Origin of the sequence: Microvirga aerophila, assembly GCF_003332305.1 — a bacterium.
Classification (GTDB): Bacteria; Pseudomonadota; Alphaproteobacteria; order Rhizobiales; family Beijerinckiaceae; genus Microvirga; species Microvirga aerophila.
On record NZ_QOIO01000024.1, the window covers coordinates 21,296 to 46,085 of the forward strand.

Below are 24,790 nucleotides of genomic sequence, written 5' to 3' on the forward strand. Positions count from 1 at the left end.
CGTCATAGCCCTCATGCTCGGGAGGTGCGAAGCACCGTCCCAAAGCACGAGGGCGTCTCCCGTGCCCACTGGATCCTCCTTCGAGACGCAGCCTGGAGGCTGCTCCTCAGCATGAGGTTCGCGGATTAAGCCAGACGCTCAAGACAACGGGATAAAGGACAATAATCTTAAAACGATCAGACAACAAAAAAACCCCACCCTCGCAGTGGAGGATGGGGCCTTGCTGAACCTCGGAACGCCAGGCGTCAGGTGTTCATCGAATCGAAGAAGTCGCTGTTCGACTTGGTCTGGCGCAGCTTGTCGAGCAGGAACTCGATGGCGTCGACGGTGCCCATCGGGTTGAGGATGCGACGCAGCACGTACATCTTCTTGAGCGTATCGGAAGGAACCAGGAGTTCCTCCTTGCGGGTGCCGGACCGGGTGATGTCGATGGCCGGGAAGGTGCGCTTGTCGGCCACCTTGCGGTCCAAGATGATTTCCGAGTTGCCGGTGCCCTTGAACTCTTCGAAGATCACCTCGTCCATGCGCGATCCAGTATCGATGAGCGCGGTGGCGATGATGGTGAGCGAACCGCCTTCCTCGATGTTACGCGCCGCGCCGAAGAAGCGCTTCGGACGCTGCAGGGCGTTTGCGTCGACACCGCCGGTGAGCACCTTGCCGGATGACGGCACAACCGTGTTGTAGGCACGTCCCAGGCGCGTGATCGAATCGAGCAGGATGACCACGTCGCGGCCGTGCTCCACCAGGCGCTTGGCCTTCTCGATCACCATCTCGGCAACCTGCACGTGGCGGGTGGCCGGCTCGTCGAAGGTGGAGGCCACGACCTCACCCTTCACGGAACGCTGCATGTCCGTCACCTCTTCCGGGCGCTCGTCGATGAGCAGTACGATGAGATAGCATTCCGGATGATTGGTGGTGATCGACTGCGCCACGTTCTGCATCAGCACGGTCTTGCCCGTGCGCGGCGGGGCGACGATCAGGGCGCGCTGGCCTTTGCCGATCGGCGACACGATGTCGATGATGCGCGGCGAGAAATCCTTGCGGGTCGGATCCTCGATCTCGAGCTTGAAGCGCTCGGCCGGGAAGAGCGGCGTCAGGTTGTCGAAGTGAACCTTGTGCCGGATCTTCTCCGGGTCCTCGAAATTGATGGTGTTGACCTTCAGGAGAGCGAAGTAGCGCTCGCCTTCCTTAGGGCCTCGGATCGGCCCGTCCACCGTGTCGCCGGTGCGAAGCCCGAACTTCCGGATCTGCGACGGCGACACGTAGATGTCGTCTGGTCCGGGCAGGTAGTTCGAATCAGCCGAACGCAGGAAGCCGAAGCCGTCCTGCAGAACCTCGACCACGCCCGCGCCGATGATCTCCACCTCGCGGGTCGCAAGCTGCTTGAGGATGGCGAACATGAGCTCCTGCTTGCGCATCGTGCTCGCGTTTTCCACCTCAAGCTCTTCGGCGAAAGCGATGAGTTCGGTGGGCGTCTTGGATTTCAGGTCTTGAAGTTTGATTTCCCTCATCGGGGAACACTCTCGGGTAGGATTCTCGCGGGCAGATTGTGGGTGAGCCTGAACGCGTGGGAAGATGAAAGGGGAACGTTGACAGGGCCGCCCAGTTCACGAACCGTGACTTGAAGGGCCTGAGAGCCCCGCGCAGCGCAATCTGTCTTTAGGGAAGAGAAGTCTTCTTTAACCCGGTTCGGTATTTTTCTCAAGAGCCTTGGCCACAGGAGATTGATCAAGGTTTTGTGTGCGCTCCTCAGGATGAGGGCGAGCGCCAAAGAGCACCTCCACCGTCATCCCGGACGGAGCGCAGCGAAGATCCGAGACCCATAACCGCCAGCGGCTCAAGATGTGGTGGTGAGCGTCCCGCCGCGTCGAAACAATGGGATGGCCGGGACACGCCCGGCCATGACAGAGAACCTTCTGTTGCCTCTCACCTCGAGGCCAACCTGGGAGGGCGATTCACCGGATCTTCAAAACGGCTTCACGATCACCAGGATCACGATGCCGATCATCAGCACCGTCGGAACTTCGTTGATCATCCGGTAGAACTTTTGCGGGCGCTCGTTCCGGTCGGCGGCGAAATCCTTCACCATGCGCGACAGCATCCCGTGCACGCCGGAGAGGATCAGCACGAGCAGAACCTTCGCGTGCAGCCAGCCCGACGTGTACCACCCGCCCTGCCAGATCAGGATCAGGCCCAGCACCCAGGTGACGATCATGGCCGGGTTGATGATGGCCTTGAGGAGGCGGCGCTCCATGATCTTGAACGTGTCCGACTGGATCGAGCCCTTCGGGGCGTCGCAATGGTAGACGAAGAGCCGGGGCAGATAGAGCATCCCGGCCATCCAGCTGATGACCGCGATGACGTGGAAGGCCTTGATCCACAGATACAGCATGTCATGCCCCCCTGACGCGCGCGACAAGCTGCGACACGTGCTCGACCGGCGTCTCCGGCAGAATGCCGTGCCCGAGATTGAAAATATGCGGACGGCCTTTGACCGCCGAGAGGATGTGATCGACTCCCCTCTCCAAAGGCTCGCCGCCCGCGATCAGAGCCAGGGGATCGAGATTGCCCTGTGTGGCCACATGGCCGGGCAGGGTCGGCAACACCTGGGCCGGATCGAGGGTCCAGTCGAGCGCGAGGGCATCGCCGATGCCGGCCGCGGCGAAGCGATGAAGATGCGACCCGCCTCCCCTGACGAACACGATCACCTTCGCGTGCGGTCGCGCGGCCTTCAATCCCTCGACGATGCGCCGGATCGGCTCGAGGGACAGGGAGTCGAACAGAGCCGGAGGAAGGGCCGACCCGAAGCTCTCAAAGATCTGCACGGCTTCCGCGCCCGCGTCGATCTGCCGGATGAGGTAGGTGGTCGATGCCCGCACCAGCCTGTCGATCAGGGCCACCATGAAGGCCGGATCGCGATAGGCGGTCAACCGCGCCGGTGCTTGGTCGGGCGTGCCCTTCCCGGCGATCATGTAGCTCGCGACCGTCCAGGGTGCCCCGCAGAAGCCCAGAAGGGTGGTCTCGGCCGGCAGGGAACCCCGCAGGCGCTGCAGGGTCTCGAAGACCGGCTCCAGACGCTCCAGGGGAAGCTCATCCTTCAAGCGGGTGAAATCGGCCTCCGACGTGACCGGATCGAGCTTGGGACCCTCGCCTTCCACGAAGCGCACGTCCTGGCCCAGCGCATGGGGGATCACCAGGATGTCGGAAAACAGGATCGAGGCGTCGAACTGAAAGCGCCTGATCGGCTGGAGGGTGACTTCCTCGGCGAGCCTTGGGGTGTAGCACAGATCCAGGAACGAGCCGGCCTGCGTGCGCGTGGCGCGATACTCTGGCAGATAGCGTCCGGCTTGGCGCATGATCCAGATCGGCGGAGGCCAGACGGCTTCTCCTTCGAGAACGCGGAGGATGGATTTGGTCGGACGCTCGCTCACAGGCCCTCTCTAAAACTATAGAATATTTGAATCTAGAATCTGATGTTTCTCTTGGAGCGTGAATCACGACGCCGCAAGCCCATCCACAGCCGGTCCACACCGCCCCGCTTGTTCACGATTGATTAACGGGTGTGACGCCGGCGCCCCAAACCTTTCCGAATTCTTAAAGCTTAACAGATCCCTAACGCGCCGTTGCGAGATTCGACTCGAGACCGACCGGCTGATTCGTGCCGGATTCTCCCAAAGAGGCGACTCCCGTTCCGCACAAAGGCTGGCCCTGTTGATGATTTGGTAACCTTCCCACAGGGCCTCGCGCTGGACCTGCGCGCGCAAGCGAACTATCCACATTCATCGACTCCTTATACGGGGGCCTGTGTGGGACGCAGTTATTTCCATCTTCATCTCGTGTCCGACTCCACGGGCGAGACCCTGATCACCGTAGCGCGGGCGGCCGTTGCCCAATACGAAGGCATCGCGGCGATCGAGCATGTCTATCCGCTGGTCCGCTCGCACACCCAGCTCGCGCGGGTCCTGTCCGAGATCGAAAACGCGCCCGGCATCGTGCTCTACACCCTGGTGGAGCAGGATCTCGCCGAGCGCCTGGAAGAGGTGTGCCGGGCGACCTCGTCGCCACATCTCTCCGTGCTCGCCCCGGTCCATCAGCTGCTGTCGTCCTACCTTGGAGCCCACTCGACCGCGCGGCCCGGCGCGCAGCACATGCTGAACGCGGAATACTTCAAGCGCATCGACGCCATGAACTTCACCCTCCTCCACGACGATGGGCATCTGCCACAGGATCTGGACGAGGCGGACGTGATTCTGGTGGGCGTCAGCCGCACGTCCAAGACGCCGACGGCGATCTATCTTGCCAATCGCGGCATGCGCACGGCCAATATTCCGCTGGTGCCGGGCGTGCCGCCGCCGTCCATTCTCGAAACCGCCCGCAAGGCCCTGATCGTGGGCCTCGTGGCGACGCCCGAGCGCATCGTGCAGATCCGGCAGAACCGGCTGCTCAGCCTGAAGGCCGACGACGACACGGCCTACGTGAACCGGGACGCGGTCGCGGAGGAAATCGCGGCCTCGCGCCGGCTCTTCGCCCGCCACAACTGGCCGATGATCGACGTGACCCGCCGGTCGATCGAGGAAACGGCGGCCGCCATCATCGAGCTGCACCGCGACCACCGCCTGCGATTCATCGCCGAATGAGCATGAGCCGCCTCTGGACCGGACCTGCCCCGCTGCTCCTGGCCTCCACCAGCGCGACCCGGCGCGCCCTTCTGGAAAGCGCAGGCCTCTCGGTCGACACCGACGCGCCGGGGGTGGATGAGCGCGCCATCGAGGAGGTGGCGCGACGCGAGAACCTTAATCCCATGGGCCTGGCCCAGCGGCTTGCGGCGGAAAAAGCCCTGGCGGTGAGCCGCCGGCATCCGGAACGTCTGGTCCTCGGGGGCGATCAGGTTCTAGCCTGCGGGGCCGAGATTTTTCACAAACCCGAAGACCGGCAGGCAGCGCGAGCGCAGCTCGAACGTCTTGCGGGACGACGCCACGCCCTGCACTCCGCCGGCGCGCTTGCCCAAGGCGGGCGCGTGGTGGGTGAATTCAAGGATGCGGCGCACCTTGCGATGCGGACGCTTACGCCGGAAAACATCGACCTCTATCTGGCGCTTGCCGGGCCGCAGGTCCTCCACAGCGTCGGGGTCTATCAGCTGGAGGGACTCGGCATCCATCTGTTCGAGGAGGTTGAAGGGGACCACTCGACCATTCTAGGACTGCCGCTACGGCCGCTTCTTTCCACCCTGCGCCGTCTCGGCCTTCTTGCCTTCTAGGAACGGTTTCATGACGAAAGCCTTCGTCGTCGGACATCCGATCAAACATTCCCGCTCGCCGCTCATCCATGGGCATTGGCTGAAGGAGCACGGGATTTCAGGTGCCTATGAGCGGATCGACGTGTCGCCCGACGATTTCCCCCTGTTCCTGAAAAATTTTTCGGACCAGGGATTTATCGGCGGAAATGTCACCATCCCCCACAAGGAGGCGGCTTTCAGGGGCGTCGACCGCCGCACAAAGCGCGCGCAGCGGCTCAAGGCGGTCAACACCCTCTGGATCGAGGACGGCCTTCTCTGGGGCGACAACACGGACGTGCTGGGCTTCATGGCCCATCTCGACCAGAGCCTGGGGAAAAACTGGGCAGACGTTGTGGATACGGCTTTGGTGGTCGGAGCAGGCGGAGCAGGGCGGGCCATCGTGGCCGGCCTTCAGGAACGGGGTCTCGGGCATGTTCTCGTGGCAAACCGCAGCCTGTCCAAAGCTGAGGAACTCGTTGCCGATCTTGACGATGACGGTCCGTCAGTTCTCCAAGCCCTTGGCTGGGACCGGATCGACGCGGCCCTGAGCCAGGCGGACCTGATCGTCAACACCACCTCGCTGGGGCTGGCCGGACAGCCGCCCCTGGACCTGGACCTGGGGAAAACCACTGACAAGACCGTGGTGGCCGATGTGGTGTATGTTCCGCTCAAGACGCCCTTGCTGGCCGCCGCCGAGGCGCGGGGCTTGCGCGTGGTCGACGGTCTGGGGATGCTGCTCCATCAGGCGGCTCCAGGCTTTGCCCGCTGGTTCGGCGTGACGCCGGAGGTCACGCCCGCCCTGAGGGACCTCATCGTGGCCGATATCGAGACCTCCGCATGACGTTCGTGCTCGGGCTGACGGGCTCCATCGGGATGGGCAAGTCGGCGACGGCCGCCATCTTCCGGCGGCTCGGCGTTCCGGTCCACGACGCGGACGCCACCGTGCACACCCTCTATCGCGGCCGCGCCGCGCCGCTGATCGAGCAGGTCTTTCCGGGCACTGTCACGGACGGCGCGGTCGACCGGGCGAAGCTCGGGGCGGCCGTTCTCGGGGATTCCGAGCGGATGAAGGCGCTCGAGACCATCGTGCATCCCCTGGTGCGCGAGGAGGAAGAGGCCTTTCTGCACCGGGTCTCGGCGCTGGCGCCCGTGGCGATCCTCGACATCCCCCTCCTGTTCGAGACCGGTGGAGAGGCGCGTTGCGACGGCGTTCTGGTGGTCACCGCCCCTTCGGCTGTGCAGCGCGAGAGGGTTCTGGCCCGGCCGGGGATGACGCAGGAAAAATTTACCGCCATCCTGCATAAGCAGATGCCGGACGCAGAGAAGCGCGCCAGGGCCCATTTCCTCTTGGATACGGGTCGCGGTTTTGCGTCCGCGCAGGCTCAGGCGCGGTCGATTCTGGCCTGTCTGGCCGGCAGGCCCGGGCGGGTCCGGCACCAAGGGGTTCGATGATGTTGCGTGAAATCGTTCTGGATACGGAAACCACCGGCACCGAGCACGCCCAGGGCGACCGGGTCATCGAAATCGGCTGCGTCGAACTCCTGAACCACATTCCGACCGGCCGGACCTATCACGTCTACATCAACCCGCAGCGCGCCGTCTCCGCGGGGGCCCTTGCGGTCCATGGCCTGTCCGACTCCTTTTTGGCCGACAAGCCGGTTTTCGCATCGATCGCGGACGAGTTCGTGGAATTTATCGGCGACGGACGGCTCGTCATCCACAACGCTTCGTTCGACGTGGGCTTTCTGAACGCGGAATTCGCCCGGACCGGCCACAAGCCCATCGATCTCGGCGGCGTGGTCGATACCCTGTCCATGGCCCGGCGCAAGCATCCGGGCGCGGCCAACAACCTCGACGCGCTCTGCTCCCGCTACGGGATCGACAATTCCAAGCGCACCAAGCACGGGGCGCTCCTCGACGCGGAAATCCTGGCCGAGGTCTATATCGAGCTCATCGGCGGCAAACAGGTGGGCTTCGATCTCTCCCTGCAGCCCGCCTCGGGACGAGGCACCCAGGTTCAGACGGGAGCGGCAGCTCCCCGAGAGGCGCGACCACGCCAGATGATCTCGCGGCTGACGGAGGCCGAGCGGGCCGCTCATTCGGCTTTCATCGAGACGCTCGGACAAAATCCGCTGTGGCGGGAGTATCTCGGACAGGCTCCCGATGCGAAGGCTTGAGACGGATTATCCCATCGCAGCCTCATCCTGAGGGGCGCGAAGCGCCGTCTCGAAGGATCAGGCGTCTCCAGAGAGCACTTGAACCTCCTTCGAGACGCAGCCAAGGCTGCTCCTCAGGATGAGGGTGGAGACAGGTTGTCGAAAACAAATCGGGCGAGACAGATGCTGCCTCGCCCGGGAAAACTTCGAGCCGTGTGACCGGCAACCCTTACGACAGCGTCGTGGCCTGGCCGCCTTGCTGGCCCTGCATTTCGGCTGCGCGCTGGCGATAGAGCGCCACGAAATCGATCGGGTCGATGTAGAGGGGCGGGAAGCCGCCGTTGCGGACCGCATCGGCCACCATCTGGCGCGCGAAGGGGAACAGCAGGCGCGGGCACTCGATCATCACCACCGGGTGAAGCTGGTCCTGTGGGATGTTTTGGACCCGGAAAACGCCCGAATAGGTCAGCTCGAACGCGAACAGAACGTCCTTGTCGCCGATCTTGGCATTGCCCTCGAGGGTCAGGTCGATCTCGAAATCCGCATCGGCGAGCTGCTTGGCGTTGACGTTGACCTGCAGGTTGATCTGCGGGCCTTCCGCCTGCTGCTGCAGAGAACGGGGGGCATTGGGGTTCTCGAACGAGAAGTCCTTGCAGTACTGGGCGAGGGCGTTGAGCGAGGGCACGCCGCCGTCCTGCGCTCCGTTGTTTGCCGGGGTGTCGGCCATGTTTCATGCTCCGAGTTGAAGAATCGGGTGGAGCCCGCACGGAGCGCTCATGAAAAAGCGCCGGATCGGCAACGGGCCATGGGCGTTCGCGCTACCATGCTTCATTCCCGCGAACAAGATTGAAGCTTTCTCGGTCGCTTGTCGCAGGCAGAGGTGGATGTTACGACCCATAGGCCCCATATGCGGAGGATCACTCCTTTGCTTTGGTCGGGGCAAAGCCTGGCGGTTCCAACGCCAGGTCCGGGCAAGCCGACAACGGATCGACGATGCAGGACTCCTTCGACATCACGACCCTTATTTTTATCGTTCTGGCGGTTTTCGTCATCTGGCGCCTTCGTTCGGTGCTGGGACAGAAGACCGGCAACGAACAGCCGCCGTTCGATCCGCTCTCGCGCCGCGATTCCGGCGTGCGTCCCGGCCCCGCGTCGGCCGAGCAGGACAATGTAGTGCGTCTCCCCGGCGCCAATGGCGCTCGTCCCGCAGCCGAGGTTCAGCTCTCGGAACGCTGGAAGGGCATTGCCGAGCCCGGCACGCCGATGGCCCAGTCGCTCAACGACATCGCCCGTTCCGAGCCGTCCTTCGAGCCTGCATCCTTCCTGGAAGGCGCAAAGGCCGCCTACGAGATGATCGTCACGGCCTTCGCCCAGGGCGATCGCCGCACCCTCAAGGACCTCCTGTCGAAGGAAGTCTATGAGGGCTTCGAGCGCGCCATCACCGAGCGCGAGCGTCGGAACGAGAAGGTGGAGACCACCTTCGTGTCGATCGACAAAGCCGAGATGGCCGGCGCCGAAATCCACGGGAAGACGGCCCAGATCATCGTGCGCTTCCACTCGAAGCTGATCACCGTTACCCGGGACGCCGTCGGCGCCGTGGTGGACGGAAGCTCCGATGCGGTCGTGGACGTCACGGACGTGTGGACCTTCGCCCGCACCCTCGGCAGCCGCGATCCCAACTGGCAGCTGGTCGCGACCGAAGCGGGACAATGACGCATGCCGGGCAGGCCCTTCTCTCCTGCGTCGCCTGCATCTTCTCCTGGACGGTGATCATGTCGGGCGCGGTCGCATCGCCGCTCGAGGGCAAGGCGCGCCTCGAACCCGTGTCCTTTGCGGATCTCTCGGGCTGGGAGGCGGATGATCACCAGGCGGCCTTCGGGGCTTTTCTGCGCTCCTGCAAGGCGCTCGTGGCGCAGGCCGCCGAACTGAGGCCCGCCCAGACGCCTGATGCGGACCTGCTGGAGGTCTGCCGCGCAGGCCTGGCGGTCCCCTCGCCGACGGCCCCCGAGGCGCGCCGCTTCTTCGAGACCCACTTCGAGCCCTTCGCCGTTCGGCCGGTTTCAGGCGAAGGGTTCCTGACCGGCTATTACGAGCCCGAGTTCAAAGGCTCGCGCGAGCGCAACGCTGCCTACAAGGCCCCCCTGCTCTCCCGGCCCGACGATCTCGTGACCATACCCCAGGGCGAGACCCTGCAGGGCCTCGATCCCGGTCTTCAGGCCGCCCGGCAGACCGCTCAGGGCTACGAGCCCTACCCCGACCGCGCCGCCATCGAAGACGGGGCGCTAGGCGACCGGGCGAAACCCATCGTGTACCTGCGCGAGCCCGGCGAGGCCTTCATCATCCATGTCCAGGGCTCCGCCCGGATCCGCCTCGACGACGGCTCCGTGATGCGCGTTGCCTATGCGGGCCGCAACGGCTTGCCCTATACGTCCATCGGCCGCCTCCTCGTGCAGCAGGGGGTGATGGACCTGGAATCCATGACGCTCGAAAAGCTCATGGGCTGGCTGAAGGACAACCCCGAGCCTGCCCGTGCGCTCATGCGGCAGAACCGGTCCTATATCTTCTTCCGGGAGGCTGGCGAGCTTGCTCCCGAGGACGGTCCGATCGGCGGAGCCGGCATTCCGCTGATCCCGGGCCGTAGTCTTGCGGTCGACCGGAGTCTCTGGGCCTATAGCCTGCCCATGTGGCTCGAGGGCCAGCTTCCCCTGACGCTCACGGAGGCCGAACCCTTGCGGCGGCTCATGATCACGCAGGACACGGGCTCGGCCATCGTGGGTCCGGCGCGGGGGGATTTCTTCTTCGGCAGCGGCCCCGAGGCCGGCACCCGGGCCGGGTTGCTGCGCCACCCGGTGCGTTTCGTGGTCCTGAAGCCTCGCGTCCAGTCATGAACAAGCCGCGCCGGTCCCGTCCGCTCAGCCCGGAAGAGCGACGGCTCTGGGGGCAGGTCGCGCGGAGCGTCAAGCCCATGAAGGGCAAGGCGCCGCTGCCGGAACCCGAGCCCGACGAGCGGGCCGATGCGGCTCCGACGCGCAAGACAGTGCTCCCGCCCCTGCCCGCTCCCGTCGTCGCGGCAAAGCCGGCGCTGCCGCCCCTCGCGCCCGTCGAGCGCAAGACCCTGCAGGCCTTGCGGCGGGGAAAGAAGGCGGTCGATAGCGTCATCGATCTCCACGGGATGCGCCAGGACGAGGCGCATTTCGCCCTGATCCGCTTTCTTCACCGGGCGCAGGCCTCAGGCCACGCGGTCGTTCTCGTGGTCACCGGCAAGGGCGGAGCCCCCTCGGCCCACGGCCTGTTCGAGGAGCGCGGTGTCCTGCGCCGGATGGTGCCGCACTGGCTGCGCCTGCCCGATCTCAGATCCCTTGTGGTCGGATTCGAGGAAGCCTCTCCCCAACATGGCGGATCCGGTGCACTCTATGTCAGGCTTCGCCGCAGGCGGGGCGCGGGATGAACGGATGACGCCTTTCGGTGAACGGGTACGGCAGCTTCGCCGCGAGCGTGGACTCCTCCTCAAGGACATGGCTGCGCATCTGGGGGTCTCCAGCGCCTATCTGTCGGCCCTGGAACGGGGCGAGCGCGGAAAGCCGACCTGGACCCTGATCCAGGGAGTCCTCCAATATTTCAACATTATCTGGGACGAGGCCGACGAGCTCGCCCGACTGGCCGACATGTCCGACCCGAGGGTGAAGATCGACACCGGCGGCTGCGACTCCCGCGCCACCCTGGTGGCGAACCGCCTCGCGCGGGAGATCCGCAGCCTGTCCGAGAGCGAGATCGACGCCATCCTGGCCGTGCTCGATACCGCCCAGGAACGGGCCAGGCGAGCCGTGCTCTTTATCGAGACGGCCCAGGATTCCGGCCAATCCGCTTCGCCGCCTGGCCAACTTTAGGGCGCGTCGAACGAACTCAACCTTCGTGGCCGGAAAGTCGAAGCGCCGCGTTGCCCCATGAGCCTGCAAAGACGCTCCGTCCGCACCCGTCTCGGCAAGGGAAGGGGGAGCCCCGTCCTGCAGCGTTTGCGCTCCCGGACGCCGCTGCCCGCCCGCGCTAACGAACATGTTCCCGAAAACCGGTTCCCACCGGTCCTGATCATGCTCTAAAGAGACCATGAGATCAGACGGAGACGATCCCTTGCGCGTACTTGCCATCGACACAGCGCTCAACGCCTGCTCGGCCTGCATCCTGCAGGCGGGGGATGCCGAGCCGTTGGCCCAGGAGACCATCCTGATGGAGCGGGGCCACGCGGAAGCCCTGCTGCCGCTCATCGATCGGCTCGCCGCCCAGGTCGATGGAGGCTTCGACAGCCTCGACCGGGTCGCCGTCACGGTCGGTCCCGGTAGCTATACGGGCCTGAGGGTCGGCATCGCGGCCGCCCGCGGCATCGGGCTGGCGGCCGATATCCCGGTGATCGGCGTCGCGACGCTCTCGGCTTATCTCGCGCCCATCATGGCGAGCGAGAGGCGCGGCCTCTTCACGGCTGCCATCGACGCCAAGCACGGACACATCTACATCCAGGCCATCGCGGCCGGCGGGCGCACCATCATCCAGCCGAGTCTCATGGGCTTTCGCGACGCGGTCCGGCTCCTCGGCTCGGGGCCTATCCTGGTGACCGGAAACGCCGCGCCCCAGCTCGCCGCCGAGGCGAGGGCGCAGGGGGTCGAGGTTGTGGGCAGCGAACCGTCGCTGGTGCCGGACATCGCCTGGGTGGCCCGGCTCGGCGCCTTGGCCGACCCCACTCATGCCCTGCCGAAGCCGCTTTACCTGCGCGAGCCCGACGCCAAGCCCCAGGATGGCGCGCGAATCGCCCGCCGATAGGTGTCCTCGGATGAGTTTCCTGGACCGCTTCAGCCGCCCGCCTCCGGCCCATGTCGAGCCCCTCGGCACGGAAGCGGCCTCCCGCCTCGCCGCCATCCATGCCACCGCTTTCGCGCGCGCCTGGAGCACCGTCGAGTTCGAGGGACTGCTGGGGGAGCGGGGCATAATCGCGGACGGGCTCTTCCTGGGCCGCAAATCGAGGCCTGCCGGATTCGTCCTCTCACGGGTCGTGGTGGACGAGGCGGAAATCCTCACCGTGGCCTTAGGCCCGGAGGCCCGTGGACGCGGACACGCCCGCCCCCTCCTGACCCGGCATCTCGACAATCTATCCCGCCAGGGCGTCTGCCGGGTGCATCTGGAAGTCGAGGAGGGCAACGCGCCGGCACTTGCGGTCTACCGCCGTCTCGGCTTCCAGGAAATCGGACGCAGAACAGGCTATTATCTCAAATCGGACGGAACGCGGGTCGCAGCACTCACCATGGCGCTGGACCTCTAGCGCGTCGTGGAGAAATGGATGCCGTTTCGCGCATCGAACGGGTCCCGGAAGCGAGGACGGCTTTCCGGTTCGGGGCTCTAGAGCGTCGGACATTTAAGTGGACGCACCACCAGCGGCTTGGAGATGGCTCCAGGATTGCTGAGATGCAGAGTACATCGGATCCGACTTCTTGTCTGATGCTCTAGAGTATAGCCCCCGCGCAACCTGTCGCCTATAAGCATCCGCGAGGAGTGGGTTCAGCCTTGGCTTCACGCAACACCAAACCGGCAAGACCGCGTCGGTCGGACGCCATCGAGCGGGCCTGCCGCGAGAAGGGACTGCGCATGACCGGCCAGCGCCGGATCATTGCGCGCATTCTCGACGATGCGGCCGATCATCCCGACGTGGTGGAGCTGCATCGTCGCGCCGCGGCGGTGGACGACCGCATCTCGCTCTCGACCGTCTACAGGACCGTGAAACTCCTGGAGAACCAGGGCATCATCGAGCGCCTCGATTTCCGCGACGGTCGTTCCCGCTACGAGCAGGCGGCCCGGGAGCACCACGACCATCTCATCAATCTGGAAACCGGCGCCGTGATCGAGTTCCAGTCGGACGAGATCGAAGCGCTTCAGACCGAAATCGCCCGGCGGCTCGGTTACAAGGTGGTGTACCACCGGCTCGAACTTTACGCCGTGCCCATCCCCAAGGACGAAGCGTGAGCCGGATCCTCGTGGGGTTTCGGCTCCTTTGCCTGGCCCTTTGCAGCCTCGTCCTTGTGCCCCTGCAGATGCTGGCGCTGCTCCTGGGCTGGGACATCCTGCACCGGGTGCCCATGTGGTTCCACCGGGTCCTGCTGCGCCTCTTCAACGTGCGCGTGATCGAGCGCGGGAAGCCACCCGGGGAGGCCGCCACGCTGGTGGTGTCCAACCACGTGTCCTGGCTCGACATTCCGGTGATCGGGTCGCTTCATCCTCTCTCGTTCATCGCCAAGTCCGAGATCGAGGGCTGGCCGGTGGTGGGCTTCATGGCCAAGCTCCAGCGATCCGTGTTCATCGACCGCCAGCGCCGGAAAGCGACCGCCGAGGTCAATGATGCGCTCGCTCACCGGCTGGTGAAGGGCGAGGTGATCGTGCTCTTCGCGGAAGGAACCACCAGCGATGGCAACCGGCTCCTGCCCTTCCGCTCCTCTCTGGTGGGCGCGGCGCAGACGGCCCTGATGCACGACGACGTCGAGCATGTCTTCCTGCAACCGCTCGCCATCTCGTATACGCGCCGCCACGGCCTGCCGGTCACCCGGCGCGACCGCCCCTTCATCGCCTGGTACGGCGACATGGATCTCGCATCGCACCTGAAACTTTTCGTCCAGGCCATCCCGCTTGAGGTGGTCGTGACCTGGGGCGAGCCGATCTCCTTCGAGGGCAGCCGCAAGGTGGCGACGAAGCGGGCGGAGATCGAGGTGCGCAAGGCGCTGAAACACGCCTGATCCGATGCCGCAGGCGCGCGGCTATTCTCTTGACGCGGCAAAAGGCGTAAAGAACCGTTCGACTCCTGCCCTTTTCGGGCTCCTGATCCAAGCACGGGCCGTCCCAGCGTGAAAAAAGTCTTCGTCAAATCCTATGGCTGCCAGATGAACGTCTATGACGCCGAGCGCATGGCGGACGTTCTTGCCACCGAGGGGTACAGCGAAACCAAGGCCATGGAGGAGGCGGACCTCGTCATCCTCAACACCTGCCACATCCGCGAGAAGGCGGCCGAGAAGGTCTATTCCGAACTTGGGCGCGTGCGCGAGATGAAGCAGGAGCGGGAGGCTTCGGGCCTCGAGACAAAAATCGTCGTGGCGGGTTGCGTCGCCCAGGCCGAAGGCAAGGAAATCCTGCGCCGACAGCCGGCCGTGGACGTGGTGGTGGGCCCGCAGAACTATCACAATCTCCCGGCGCTTCTGAGGAAGTCCCAGGCCGAGCGGATCGTCGACACGGAATTCCCCGTCGAGGACAAGTTCGACCACCTGCCCGCGCCCGCCAAGGCCAAGATCCAGAGCCGGGGCGTCTCGGCCTTCCTGACCATTCAGGAGGGTTGCGACAAGTTCTGCACCTTCTGCGTGGTGCCTTATACCCGCGGCGCCGAGGTCTCGCGCCCCGTCTCCCGAATCCTGGACGAGGCGATGCGCCTTGCCGATGCGGGCGTGCGGGAGTTGACCCTCATAGGCCAGAATGTGAACGCGTATCATAGGGAGGGGCCGGACGGTTCGGTCTGGTCGCTCGGACGCCTGTTGCGCCGCTTGGCCGAGGTGCCGGGCATCGCGCGCCTGCGCTACACCACCAGCCATCCCCGCGACATGGACGACGAGCTGATCGAGGCCCATGGCGGTCTGCCGGCGCTGATGCCCTACCTGCACCTTCCCGTGCAGTCCGGCTCCGACCGGATCCTCGACGCGATGAACCGCAAGCACACGGGCGACGAATACCGCCAGCTGATCGCGCGCATACGCAAGCTGCAGCCCGACATTGCCCTGTCGTCCGACTTCATCGTGGGCTTTCCGGGCGAGACGGACCAGGATTTCGAGGACACCATGCGGCTTGTGGCCGATATCGGCTTTGCCATGTCGTATTCCTTCAAATACAGCCCCCGCCCCGGCACGCCGGCGGCTGAAATCGCCGATCAGGTTCCGGAAGCCGTGAAGGCGGAGCGCTTGGCCCGCCTGCAAAACCTGTTGGAAACGCAAAGACAGGCTTTCAATCACGGAACCGTTGGTCAGACTCTCGACGTTCTCTTGGAGAAGCCGGGTCGTCATCCGGGCCAGATCGCAGGCAAGTCGCCCTATCTGCAACCCGTGCAGTTCGAGAGCGACCAGCACCGCATCGGCGAGATCGTGGCGGTGCGGATCGTCCGGGCGGGCTCCAACAGCCTGTTCGGGGAGTGGATCAAGCCTGGCGACAAGGTCGCGGCTTAAACAGATGGAGAGGCATTTGAGGCCAGCGGACAACGTGACCGCACGAGCACAAAGGGGCCGAAACGCTTCAAGCTTACATCCAGGCGTCGTGGAAGAGGCCGAGATCATTCTCACCTTCGACGACAATCGCCTCGCCAGCCTTGTCTTCGGTCAGTACGACCAGAACCTCGCCCATCTGGAGAGACGCCTGAACGTGGCGGCCATCGCCAACGGCAACCGGGTCACCGTGAAGGGCACCCCCGAGGCGTCCGAACTGGCCCGACGCGTCCTCGAAGGACTCTACGAGCGCGCCCGGCAGGGCGTGACGCTGGCTCCCGGCGACGTGGACGGAGCCATTCAGGAGAGCACCCTGCAAGGCACCCTTTTTCCGAAGGCCGAGGACGCGCCTGTTCCAGGCCTAACCGCCTTCGATCAGATCGCGACCCGCAAACGCGGTCCTGTCCGGGCCCGCAACGCGGCGCAGAACGCCTATATCAAGGCCCTCAAGCAGCACGAGCTCGTGTTCGCCGAAGGTCCGGCCGGCACCGGCAAGACCTGGCTGGCGGTGGGCTACGCGGTGTCCCTGCTGGAGCAGGGCCAAGCCGACCGCCTCATCCTGTCGCGCCCGGCCGTCGAGGCGGGCGAGCGCCTCGGCTTCCTGCCGGGCGACATGCGCGAGAAGGTCGATCCCTACCTTCGGCCGATCTACGACGCCCTCTACGATTTCATGGAGGCCCGTCACGTGGACCGGGGCCTGCAGACCGGCATGATCGAGATCGCGCCGCTGGCCTTCATGCGCGGTCGCACGCTCACCAACGCGGTGGTGCTGCTCGACGAGGCGCAGAACACCACCACCATGCAGATGAAGATGTTCCTGACCCGCCTCGGCGAAGGCTCGCGCATGATCATCACCGGCGATCCGACCCAGATCGATCTGCCTCCCGGCCAGAAATCGGGCCTGATCGAGGCCGTGCGCATTCTCGACGGCGTCGAGGGCATCGGGCGCGTCACCTTCAAGGAGCAGGACGTGGTGCGCCACGACCTCGTGCGCCGCATCGTGACCGCCTACGACGCGGCCTCCCGGCAGGAACCGGCGCAGGATCGCAGGTGATCACGCTCGATGTCATGATCGAGGCCGGCGCCTGGGCCAGCCTCGACAACGCGGAGGCTCTGGCGCAGCGGGCCGCCGAAGCCGCCGTCACTGTCGCCGACGAGACCGACGAGGAATTCGAGGTGAGCGTCATGCTGACCGACGATGACCACATCCAAGAGCTGAACCGCACTTGGCGGGGCAAGGACAAGCCCACCAACGTCCTGTCTTTCCCGGCGCCGGAGCAGCCGGGCCAAAGGGCCCCAGGCGAAACGGGCCCTCGCCATCTGGGCGATATTGCTTTAGCGTATGAAACGCTGGTGCGTGAATCCGAGGACGAATCCAAGGAACTTGCGCATCATTTTGCCCATTTGATCGTTCATGGAATCCTGCATCTCCTCGGTTACGACCATGAGGTCGAAGTGGAAGCGGAAATCATGGAAGCTCTTGAGGTGAAAGCACTCGCCACCCTTGGCATCGCCGATCCCTATCGCGATATGGCAGCTTGAGCCGCTGAGGCTTAAGGCTGAAACTCAACACCAATGAATGAAGATCGAAGTCCCAACGACCGTCTGGCCCGAACTCCCGCCGAGCCCGAGGCCTCCCATGACCACTGGTACGACAGGGTTCTGACCCGGCTCGGTCTCAAGGCCCGGGACTCCATCCGCGACGATCTCGAGGACGCCTTGTCCGAGACCGTCGAGGATGCGGACTTTTCGCCCCAGGAGCGGGCGATGCTCAAGAACGTGCTGGGTTTTCACCGCGTCCGCGTCGAGGACGCCATGGTGCCCCGGGCCGATATCGTGGCCGTGTCCGCGGATACGACCCTTGGGGAACTCCTGAGCCTGTTCCGGACCGCCGGCCATTCGCGCTTGCCGGTTTATGGCGAAACCCTCGACGACCCGAAAGGTATGGTTCACATCCGGGACTTCCTGGATTTTATAGCCATGAGCGCCGATGCGGGCGCTTCGGAGGCCGGAACCGGTGCCGACACCCTGCCGAGCCTGGGACAGATCGACCTGTCCAAGACCTTGTCCGAAGCCAACATCTTACGCCCGGTCCTGTTCGTGCCGCGCTCCATGCCGGCCATCGACCTTCTCGTGCGCATGCAGGCCACCCGAACCCATATGGCGCTCGTCATCGACGAATATGGTGGCACCGACGGCCTCGTGTCCATCGAGGACCTGGTCGAGATGGTGGTCGGCGACATTGAAGACGAACATGACGAGGACACCGCCGAGATGATCGTGCGGGCGGCCGACGGATCCTTCATTGCGGACGCCAGAGCGAGCCTCGACGAGGTCCAGGAAAGCCTCGGCGTCGACCTCAATGGCGAGGACAGCGCTGAGGACATCGATACGCTGGGCGGCTTCATCGTCACGCTCGCGGGCCGCGTTCCCTCGCGCAACGAACTGATTCTCGGCCCCGCAGAGCTGGAATTCGAGGTCTTGGACGCTGACCCGCGTCGGGTGAAGCGCCTGCGCATCTCCCGGCGGGACGTCGCCATCCCGCCAGACGCCAGATCGGCCTCTCCCGAAAGCGCCGCCGCGGAATGATCCCCCTGGCGGATCGCGTCATCCACGCAACCGGATGGCGTCGCTGGCTCGTCGCTTTCGCGGCGGGCGCCGTCGGCGCTTTGGCGATGCCTCCCTTCGGCGTGCTTCCGGCGCTGGCCGTCTCTCTCACGCCTGCGGTCTGGCTTCTGGACGGCTCCATGAAGGCCGGACCCTCGCGCCGATCAGGCCTCAAGGCAGCGGCCGGGATCGGCTGGTTCTGGGGCTTCGGCTATTTCGTGGCCGGGCTTTGGTGGCTGGGGGCGGCCTTTCTGGTCGAGGCGGATCAGTTCGCTTGGGCCCTGCCCTTCGGCGTTTTGGGTCTGCCGGCTCTTCTCGCATTCTTTCCGGCTTTCGGCTTTGCGCTTGCTCGTCTGTTGTGGCTGCCGGACGCCTCCCGGATCCTTGCCTTTGCGTTCGCCCTGACAGCGAGCGAGTGGCTGCGGGGTCACCTCTTCACCGGCTTTCCCTGGAACAGCCCCGGCATGGCGCTGGGTCAGAACCTGTGGCTCATGCAATCCGCGTCCCTGGTCGGCCTCTACGGACTAACTTTCATGGCCTTGGCCATTGGGTCGGCGCCTGCAATGCTGGCAACGGGCCATACGAGGCGCGAGCGCTGGATGGCTCCGGGTCTTGCGGCGGCGTTTCTGGCCGCCATGGCGGCGTTCGGAGCCTGGCGGGTCCCCTCCGAGGCCGTGGCCAATGTCGACAATGTGCGGCTGCGCATCATGCAGCCGAACCTGCCCCAGGACGCCAAGTTCAATCCGCGTAACCGCGACGCAATCATGCGGCGCTATCTCACCATCAGCGCCGTTCCGGCAGCCGAGGGCTCGGCCCCGGCAACACATCTGATCTGGCCGGAATCGGCCTTTCCGTTTCTCCTGCACCGGGATCCGGGATCGCTGGCGCAGATCGCCACGCTGTTGGGGCCCAGCTCAGTCCTCGTCACCGGGGCGGCGCGCATGGGCGAACCTTTGCCGGGCGAAGCGGTCGGAAAATTCTTCAACGCCATTCAGGTCATCGACGATCAGGGAACCGTCATCGGCTCCTACGACAAGGTCCATCTAGTGCCGTTCGGCGAGTACGTGCCGAAATTCCTCGATGCAGCCATCAGGGCCGTGGGGCTACGCCAGTTCGTCCACATCCCCGGCGGCTTCGAGCCGAGCGAGAGCCGGGCCGCGTTGAGCATCCCCGGCCTGCCGCCGGTCGCCGCGACAATCTGCTACGAGGCGATCTTTCCGGGCCAGATCCTGCCGGACGGCCCCCGGCCCAATCTGATTCTCAACGTGACCAACGACGCTTGGTTCGGCCAAACGCCCGGACCCTACCAGCACTTCGCCCAGGCCCGGCTGCGTGCCGTCGAGGAGGGCCTTCCTCTCGTCAGGGCGGCCAACACGGGCATTTCCGCCGTGATCGATCCGTTCGGCCGGGTGGTCAAGAGCCTGCCCCTCGGCGTGGAGGGTGCAATCGATGCTCCTCTTCCGGTTGAAATTTCCGCAACTGTTTATAGCCAATTTGGCATCTTTGTTTTGACGGCCACGCTGGTGATCTGCTTAATGGCCCTCGTTGCGCGCCGCCGGCCAAGGATCATTCCAGGGCCGGGGAGAACGCGCGTCAACGCTGCGTAGTCTTGGAAGGAATTTGGGGTCTATGAAGAAGTCGACCGGCTCGATCGATAAGGAAATCGGCAGCAGGGTGCGCATGCGCCGCGTTTCCATCGGGATGAGCCAAGAAAAGCTCGGCGACATGCTGGGCCTCACCTTCCAGCAGGTCCAGAAATACGAAAAGGGCACGAACCGGATCAGCGTTGGGCGCCTTGTGGACATTGCCAAGATCCTTGGCGTCGACATCCATTTCTTCTTCAACGGGATCAAGAGCATCAAGGCCGATGCGGGCTTTGCAGAGGAAGACACGCCTCCTTATATCTCAGATGTGATGTCCACCCCCGAAGGCCTACAACTCATCCGGACCTTCACGGGAATCAAGAGCGCCAAGGTCCGCCGGAGCATCGTTCAGCTCGTTGCGGCTCTGGCCGCTCAGGAAGACGAAGAACGTTCGTCATAAAGAACGCGTTCGCTTGACCTTTCCTTCGGCCTGCGGCATGAGCCTTTTTTAACGCCTAGCGATATTAGGTTTCCTCTTCTTTATCCGCCACAAGGAATTCGTCGTGCGCCGTTCAAGCTACCTTTTCACCAGCGAGTCGGTTTCCGAAGGTCATCCGGACAAGGTTTGCGACCGGATCTCGGATTCCGTGGTCGATGCTTATCTGGCAGCCGAGCCGGAAGCCCGCGTGGCCTGCGAGACGCTTGCCACCACCAACCGGGTGGTCATTGCCGGCGAGGTGCGCGGACCTGATTCCATCACCAAGGACCGGGTGATCGAGCTCGCCCGCGAGGCCATCAAGGACATCGGCTACGAGCAGGACGGCTTCCACTGGAAGACCGCCGACGTCGCTGTCCACCTTCACGCCCAGTCGGCGCATATCGCCCAGGGCGTGGATGCCGCCGGCAACAAGGATGAAGGCGCGGGCGACCAGGGCATCATGTTCGGCTATGCCTGCAACGAGACCCCGGAGCTGATGCCGGCCCCGATCTTCTATGCCCACAAGATCCTCGAGGACCTGAACGAGGCCCGCAAGGCCAAGGCCAACGGCGCCGCCGTGCTCGGCCCCGACGCCAAGAGCCAGGTCACGGTGAAATACGAGAACGGCAAGCCCGTCGGCGTCACCCAGATCGTGCTCTCGACCCAGCACCTGGACGAGAACCTCTCGTCGGATGACGTGCGCGAGATCGTCGAGCCCTATATCCGCAAGACCCTGCCGGCCGGCTGGGTTTCGCCCGAGACCGTCTGGCACGTGAACCCCACCGGCAAGTTCGTGATCGGTGGCCCCGACGGCGATTGCGGCCTCACCGGCCGCAAGATCATCGTCGACACCTATGGCGGCGCGGCTCCCCATGGCGGCGGCGCGTTCTCCGGCAAGGATCCCACGAAGGTGGACCGCTCGGCGGCTTACGCGGCGCGCTATCTCGCCAAGAACGTGGTGGCGGCCGGCCTTGCCGATCGCTGCACGCTCCAGCTTTCCTACGCCATCGGCGTGGCCAAGCCCTTGTCGATCTATGTGGACCTGCACGACACCGGCAAGGTGGACGAGAGCAAGCTCGAAGCGGTTCTCATGGACGCCATGGACCTGTCACCCCGCGGCATCCGCACCCATCTCGGCCTCAACAAGCCGATCTACGCCCGCACCTCGGCCTATGGTCATTTCGGCCGCAAGCCGCAGGCGGATGGCGGCTTCTCGTGGGAGCGGACCGACCTCGCCGACACCCTCAAGTCAGCTCTCAGCTGATCCGATGAGCGCAGCGTCCGAACGTGCCGGCGCCTTCTTCGGGCGCCGGAAGGGCAAAAAGCTGCGCGCCCATCACGACGATCTCGTCCAGAACAGCCTGCCCTCCTTGCGGGTGGTGCCCGGCCAAGCGCCCGCCGAGCTTTTCAAGGAGCTTGGCGAAGGCCGTGAAACCTGGCTCGAGATCGGCTTCGGCGGCGGCGAGCATCTCGCCGCGCAGGCCCACGCCCACCAGGATGTGAATTTCATCGGCTGCGAGCCGTTCGTGAACGGCATGGCGAAGCTCCTGGCTCTGGTCGAGCAGGATCGACTCGACAACATCCGGGTCTGGGACGAGGACGTCACCGACCTGCTGCCCACCCTGCCGGACGCCTGTTTCGACCGGGTCTACATCCTCTATCCCGATCCCTGGCCCAAGCGCCGCCAGCGCAAGCGGCGGCTCGTCTCCGACGAGATGCTGAAGGAGCTCGCCCGGGTCATGAAGCCCGGCGCGGAGCTGCGATTCGCCAGCGACATCGACAACTACATCGGCTGGGTCCTGGCCCGCATCCTCCGGTCCCAGGATTTCCACTGGATCGCGGAGCGCCCCGACGATTGGCGCAAGCCCTACGAGGGCTGGCCCGGCACCCGCTACGAGGCCAAAGCCATCCGCGAGGGGCGGGTGCCGTCCTACTTACGCATGGAACGCGTCTAAAAGTCCTGTACTGCGGCGCACCTTGCTTTTCTGGACTTGATTCAGTATATTCCCCTCGTCAGCTCTGGTTGCAGCGTCAAGCTGCTGGTCGAGAGTGGGCCCCGCCGGGTCCGCTCTTTTTTATTGTTTGAAAGCCAGAGCCTGCGAACGAAATTGGCGGAGCGGGCATTACGACCAACATGGTACAGGAACGCGACAAGCGTCTGATCACGGAAAACGGCGTCGCCGCCCGGGTGGCTGCGATCGTCGAGCCGGTGATCGAGGATCTGGGCTTCAACCTCGTGCGGGTGAAGGTCACGGCTACCAACGGATGCACGGTGCAGATCATGGCCGAGCGGCCGGACGGCACCATGTCGGTCAGCGACTGCGAAACCGTCAGCCGCGCGCTTTCGCCCGTTCTCGACCTCGAGGATCCGGTTTCTCAGGCGTATTATCTCGAAATTTCTTCGCCGGGGATCGACCGGCCGCTCGTGCGGGCCAGCGATTTCGAGCGTTGGAGCGGATATGACGCCAAGATCGAGATGGCCGTTCCTCTGGCTGGCCGCAAACGTTTCCGGGGCTTCATCCGGGGCGTGGAGAACGGAGCCGCGCTCATTGAACTGCCCGACGTGAAGGAAGGCGAGGATCCGATCGCGCGCCTGCCCTTGACGGATCTCGGCGAGGCGCGCCTCGTCCTGACCGACGAGCTGATCCGCGAATCGCTGCGCCGGGGAACCGCCCCGACGGCGGATGACGAGACCGAAGAAGACACTGACGACGAGATTGATGCGGAGCCGGCGCCACAACCGCGCGGCCCCAAGAACAAGTCCGAGAAGGAGTAACCTCGATGGCTGTTAGCGCCAACAGGCTTGAGCTCTTGCAGATCGCAGATGCGGTCGCGCGCGAGAAGGTGATCGACAAGCAGATCGTGCTGGACGCCATGGCGGACGCGATCGCCAAGGCCGCCCGGTCGCGCTACGGCGCCGAGACCGACATCCACGCGGAGATCAACCCCAAGACCGGCGAGCTGCGCCTGTCCCGGCACCTGCTAGTGGTGGAAGACGCGGAGATCGAGAACGACTCCCGCGAGATCACCCTGTCCGAGGCACGCAGCCGCCACAACCCGGCAGCCCAAGTGGGCGACACCATCGCCGAAACCCTGCCGCCCTTCGACTTCGGCCGCATCGCGGCGCAGTCCGCCAAGCAGGTCATCGTCCAGAAGGTGCGCGACGCCGAGCGCGACCGTCAGTACCAGGAATACAAGGACCGCATCGGCGAAGTGGTGAACGGCGCGGTCAAGCGCGTGGAATACGGCAACGTGATCGTGGATCTCGGCCGTGGCGAGGCCATCGTGCGCCGCGACGAGCTGATCCCGCGCGAGACCTTCCGCCCGGGCGACCGCATCCGTGCCTACCTGTTCGACGTGCGCCGCGAGGCGAGGGGGCCGCAGATCTTCCTGTCGCGCACGCACCCGCAATTCATGGCCAAGCTCTTCACCCAGGAAGTGCCGGAGATCTACGACGGCATCGTGTCCGTCCAGGCGGTCGCCCGCGACCCGGGCTCCCGCGCCAAGATCGCCGTGACGTCGCGCGATTCCTCCATCGACCCGGTTGGCGCGTGCGTCGGCATGCGCGGCTCCCGCGTCCAGGCGGTGGTGGGCGAGCTCCAGGGCGAGAAGATCGACATCATTCCCTGGTCGCCCGATCAGGCGACCTTCATCGTCAATGCGCTCCAGCCCGCCGAAGTGGTCAAGGTGGTGCTCGACGAGGAGGCCGATCGCATCGAGGTAGTGGTGCCTGACGACCAGCTGTCGCTGGCCATCGGCCGCCGCGGCCAGAACGTGCGCCTCGCCTCGCAGCTCACCGGCTGGGACATCGACATCCTGACCGAAGCCGAGGAGTCCGAGCGCCGCCAGAAGGAATTCGCCGAGCGCACCGAGCTGTTCATGAACGCGCTGGACGTGGACGAGGTCGTGGGCCAGCTCTTGGCCGCCGAAGGTTTCCGCTCGGTGGACGAAATTGCCTATGTGGACCCGGCCGAAGTGGCCTCGATCGAAGGCTTCGACGAGGACACGGCGGGCGAGATCCAGGAGCGCGCGCGGGAGTACCTCACGCGTCTCGAATCCGAGAACGACGAGCGCCGCAAGGAGCTTGGTGTCGCCGACGAACTCAAGGAGATCGACGGAGTCACCACAGCCATGCTGGTGGCTTTCGGCGAGAACGACATCAAGACGGTGGAGGATCTAGCCGGCTGCGCGACCGACGATCTGGCCGGCTGGACGGAAGGCCGCGGCCAGGAGACTACTCGTCACAAGGGTGCTCTCGACGGCTTCGACGTCTCCCGGACGGACGCGGAATCCATGATCATGGCGGCCCGCGTGAAGGCCGGTTGGATCGAGGCGCCCGTAGAGACTGAAGAATCGGCCGAAGAGGCCGAAACCGAAGCCCAGCCGTCTTAAACACGGCCATGGTCAGGCGAGGACAG

The 24,790-nt window shown here is 64.9% G+C and carries 26 protein-coding genes and 1 pseudogene; 23 read left to right on the top strand and 4 right to left on the bottom strand.

What is annotated here, in order from left to right:
* Positions 1-245: 245 nt before the first annotated feature.
* The 3 genes from rho to hemE all read right to left on the bottom strand — a co-directional run bounded on the left by rho (position 246) and on the right by hemE (position 3,431).
* Positions 246-1,511 (bottom strand): transcription termination factor Rho, encoded by a 1,266-nt coding sequence (rho, locus tag DRB19_RS14500; RefSeq protein ID WP_114186748.1) that lies wholly within the window; start codon positions 1,509-1,511, stop codon positions 246-248.
* A 455-nt stretch (positions 1,512-1,966) separates the two neighbouring features.
* Positions 1,967-2,392: a protoporphyrinogen oxidase HemJ gene (gene hemJ, locus DRB19_RS14505; protein ID WP_174799935.1), complete on the bottom strand. Its 426-nt coding sequence runs from the start codon at positions 2,390-2,392 to the stop codon at positions 1,967-1,969.
* 1 nt (position 2,393) lies between these two features.
* Complete coding sequence (gene hemE / locus DRB19_RS14510; protein ID WP_114186749.1) at positions 2,394-3,431, bottom strand: uroporphyrinogen decarboxylase; 1,038 nt, start codon at positions 3,429-3,431, stop codon at positions 2,394-2,396.
* A gap of 375 nt (positions 3,432-3,806) precedes the next feature.
* Here hemE and DRB19_RS14515 point away from each other — a divergent pair, with 375 nt between their 5' ends.
* From DRB19_RS14515 to dnaQ, 5 genes are read left to right on the top strand one after another with little or no spacing between them, the layout of a single operon-like run.
* Positions 3,807-4,637 (top strand): pyruvate, water dikinase regulatory protein, encoded by an 831-nt coding sequence (locus tag DRB19_RS14515; RefSeq protein ID WP_114186824.1) that lies wholly within the window; start codon positions 3,807-3,809, stop codon positions 4,635-4,637.
* Positions 4,634-5,257 carry a Maf family protein gene (locus tag DRB19_RS14520; protein WP_114186750.1) on the top strand — a complete coding sequence of 208 codons (624 nt, stop codon included), beginning with the start codon at positions 4,634-4,636 and terminating at the stop codon, positions 5,255-5,257. Before DRB19_RS14515 ends, DRB19_RS14520 begins: the two co-directional genes overlap by 4 nt.
* 10 nt (positions 5,258-5,267) lie before the next feature.
* Positions 5,268-6,116 (top strand): shikimate dehydrogenase, encoded by an 849-nt coding sequence (locus tag DRB19_RS14525; RefSeq protein WP_114186751.1) that lies wholly within the window; start codon positions 5,268-5,270, stop codon positions 6,114-6,116.
* Entirely contained in the window at positions 6,113-6,727 is a 615-nt protein-coding gene (gene coaE / locus DRB19_RS14530; RefSeq protein ID WP_114186752.1) for a dephospho-CoA kinase, read from the top strand. Before DRB19_RS14525 ends, coaE begins: the two co-directional genes overlap by 4 nt.
* Positions 6,727-7,452: a DNA polymerase III subunit epsilon gene (gene dnaQ / locus DRB19_RS14535; protein WP_114186825.1), complete on the top strand. Its 726-nt coding sequence runs from the start codon at positions 6,727-6,729 to the stop codon at positions 7,450-7,452. Before coaE ends, dnaQ begins: the two co-directional genes overlap by 1 nt.
* A 208-nt stretch (positions 7,453-7,660) precedes the next feature.
* Here the strand turns inward: dnaQ and secB are convergent, their stop codons facing one another.
* Positions 7,661-8,158, bottom strand: a complete 498-nt coding sequence (secB, locus tag DRB19_RS14540; protein WP_114186753.1) for a protein-export chaperone SecB — start codon at positions 8,156-8,158, stop codon at positions 7,661-7,663.
* Positions 8,159-8,424: 266 nt separating this feature from the next.
* Here secB and DRB19_RS14545 point away from each other — a divergent pair, with 266 nt between their 5' ends.
* From DRB19_RS14545 to nusA, 18 genes and pseudogenes are all read left to right on the top strand, one after another.
* The gene (locus DRB19_RS14545; protein ID WP_114186826.1) at positions 8,425-9,144 is read left to right on the top strand and encodes a Tim44/TimA family putative adaptor protein; all 720 of its coding nucleotides are present in this window, start codon (positions 8,425-8,427) and stop codon (positions 9,142-9,144) included.
* Positions 9,141-10,319 (top strand): murein transglycosylase A, encoded by a 1,179-nt coding sequence (gene mltA, locus DRB19_RS14550; RefSeq protein ID WP_114186754.1) that lies wholly within the window; start codon positions 9,141-9,143, stop codon positions 10,317-10,319. Before DRB19_RS14545 ends, mltA begins: the two co-directional genes overlap by 4 nt.
* Positions 10,316-10,879: a Smr/MutS family protein gene (locus DRB19_RS14555; protein WP_114186755.1), complete on the top strand. Its 564-nt coding sequence runs from the start codon at positions 10,316-10,318 to the stop codon at positions 10,877-10,879. The genes mltA and DRB19_RS14555 overlap by 4 nt, the downstream gene beginning before the upstream one ends.
* 4 nt (positions 10,880-10,883) lie before the next feature.
* Positions 10,884-11,318, top strand: a complete 435-nt coding sequence (locus tag DRB19_RS14560; RefSeq protein WP_114186827.1) for a helix-turn-helix domain-containing protein — start codon at positions 10,884-10,886, stop codon at positions 11,316-11,318.
* A 241-nt stretch (positions 11,319-11,559) separates the two neighbouring features.
* Positions 11,560-12,243: a tRNA (adenosine(37)-N6)-threonylcarbamoyltransferase complex dimerization subunit type 1 TsaB gene (gene tsaB, locus DRB19_RS14565; RefSeq protein ID WP_114186756.1), complete on the top strand. Its 684-nt coding sequence runs from the start codon at positions 11,560-11,562 to the stop codon at positions 12,241-12,243.
* Between the two features lie 10 nt (positions 12,244-12,253).
* Positions 12,254-12,739: a GNAT family N-acetyltransferase gene (locus DRB19_RS14570; protein ID WP_114186757.1), complete on the top strand. Its 486-nt coding sequence runs from the start codon at positions 12,254-12,256 to the stop codon at positions 12,737-12,739.
* Between the two features lie 242 nt (positions 12,740-12,981).
* Positions 12,982-13,437 (top strand): Fur family transcriptional regulator, encoded by a 456-nt coding sequence (locus DRB19_RS14575; RefSeq protein WP_276330610.1) that lies wholly within the window; start codon positions 12,982-12,984, stop codon positions 13,435-13,437.
* Positions 13,434-14,201 (top strand): lyso-ornithine lipid O-acyltransferase, encoded by a 768-nt coding sequence (olsA, locus tag DRB19_RS14580; protein ID WP_245439513.1) that lies wholly within the window; start codon positions 13,434-13,436, stop codon positions 14,199-14,201. The genes DRB19_RS14575 and olsA overlap by 4 nt, the downstream gene beginning before the upstream one ends.
* 108 nt (positions 14,202-14,309) lie before the next feature.
* Complete coding sequence (gene miaB / locus DRB19_RS14585; protein ID WP_114186758.1) at positions 14,310-15,668, top strand: tRNA (N6-isopentenyl adenosine(37)-C2)-methylthiotransferase MiaB; 1,359 nt, start codon at positions 14,310-14,312, stop codon at positions 15,666-15,668.
* Positions 15,669-15,684: 16 nt separating this feature from the next.
* Complete coding sequence (locus DRB19_RS14590; RefSeq protein ID WP_373867354.1) at positions 15,685-16,758, top strand: PhoH family protein; 1,074 nt, start codon at positions 15,685-15,687, stop codon at positions 16,756-16,758.
* Between the two features lie 14 nt (positions 16,759-16,772).
* On the top strand, positions 16,773-17,246 hold the full coding sequence (ybeY, locus tag DRB19_RS14595; RefSeq protein WP_114186830.1) for an rRNA maturation RNase YbeY: 474 nt from the start codon (positions 16,773-16,775) through the stop codon (positions 17,244-17,246).
* 33 nt (positions 17,247-17,279) lie between these two features.
* Complete coding sequence (locus DRB19_RS14600) at positions 17,280-18,293, top strand: hemolysin family protein (protein ID WP_114186760.1); 1,014 nt, start codon at positions 17,280-17,282, stop codon at positions 18,291-18,293.
* Positions 18,290-19,918 (top strand): apolipoprotein N-acyltransferase, encoded by a 1,629-nt coding sequence (gene lnt, locus DRB19_RS14605; protein WP_114186761.1) that lies wholly within the window; start codon positions 18,290-18,292, stop codon positions 19,916-19,918. Before DRB19_RS14600 ends, lnt begins: the two co-directional genes overlap by 4 nt.
* A 22-nt stretch (positions 19,919-19,940) precedes the next feature.
* Positions 19,941-20,354, top strand: a complete 414-nt coding sequence (locus DRB19_RS14610; RefSeq protein WP_114186762.1) for a helix-turn-helix domain-containing protein — start codon at positions 19,941-19,943, stop codon at positions 20,352-20,354.
* A 103-nt stretch (positions 20,355-20,457) separates the two neighbouring features.
* Positions 20,458-21,636 (top strand): methionine adenosyltransferase, encoded by a 1,179-nt coding sequence (gene metK / locus DRB19_RS14615; protein ID WP_114186763.1) that lies wholly within the window; start codon positions 20,458-20,460, stop codon positions 21,634-21,636.
* A 4-nt stretch (positions 21,637-21,640) separates the two neighbouring features.
* Complete coding sequence (gene trmB / locus DRB19_RS14620; RefSeq protein WP_114186764.1) at positions 21,641-22,327, top strand: tRNA (guanine(46)-N(7))-methyltransferase TrmB; 687 nt, start codon at positions 21,641-21,643, stop codon at positions 22,325-22,327.
* Between the two features lie 179 nt (positions 22,328-22,506).
* Positions 22,507-23,145, top strand: a pseudogene (gene rimP / locus DRB19_RS14625) (ribosome maturation factor RimP); the annotation flags it as partial.
* An 8-nt stretch (positions 23,146-23,153) separates the two neighbouring features.
* The gene (gene nusA, locus DRB19_RS14630) at positions 23,154-24,764 is read left to right on the top strand and encodes a transcription termination factor NusA (protein WP_114186766.1); all 1,611 of its coding nucleotides are present in this window, start codon (positions 23,154-23,156) and stop codon (positions 24,762-24,764) included.
* The last annotated feature ends 26 nt before the right edge of the window (positions 24,765-24,790 follow it).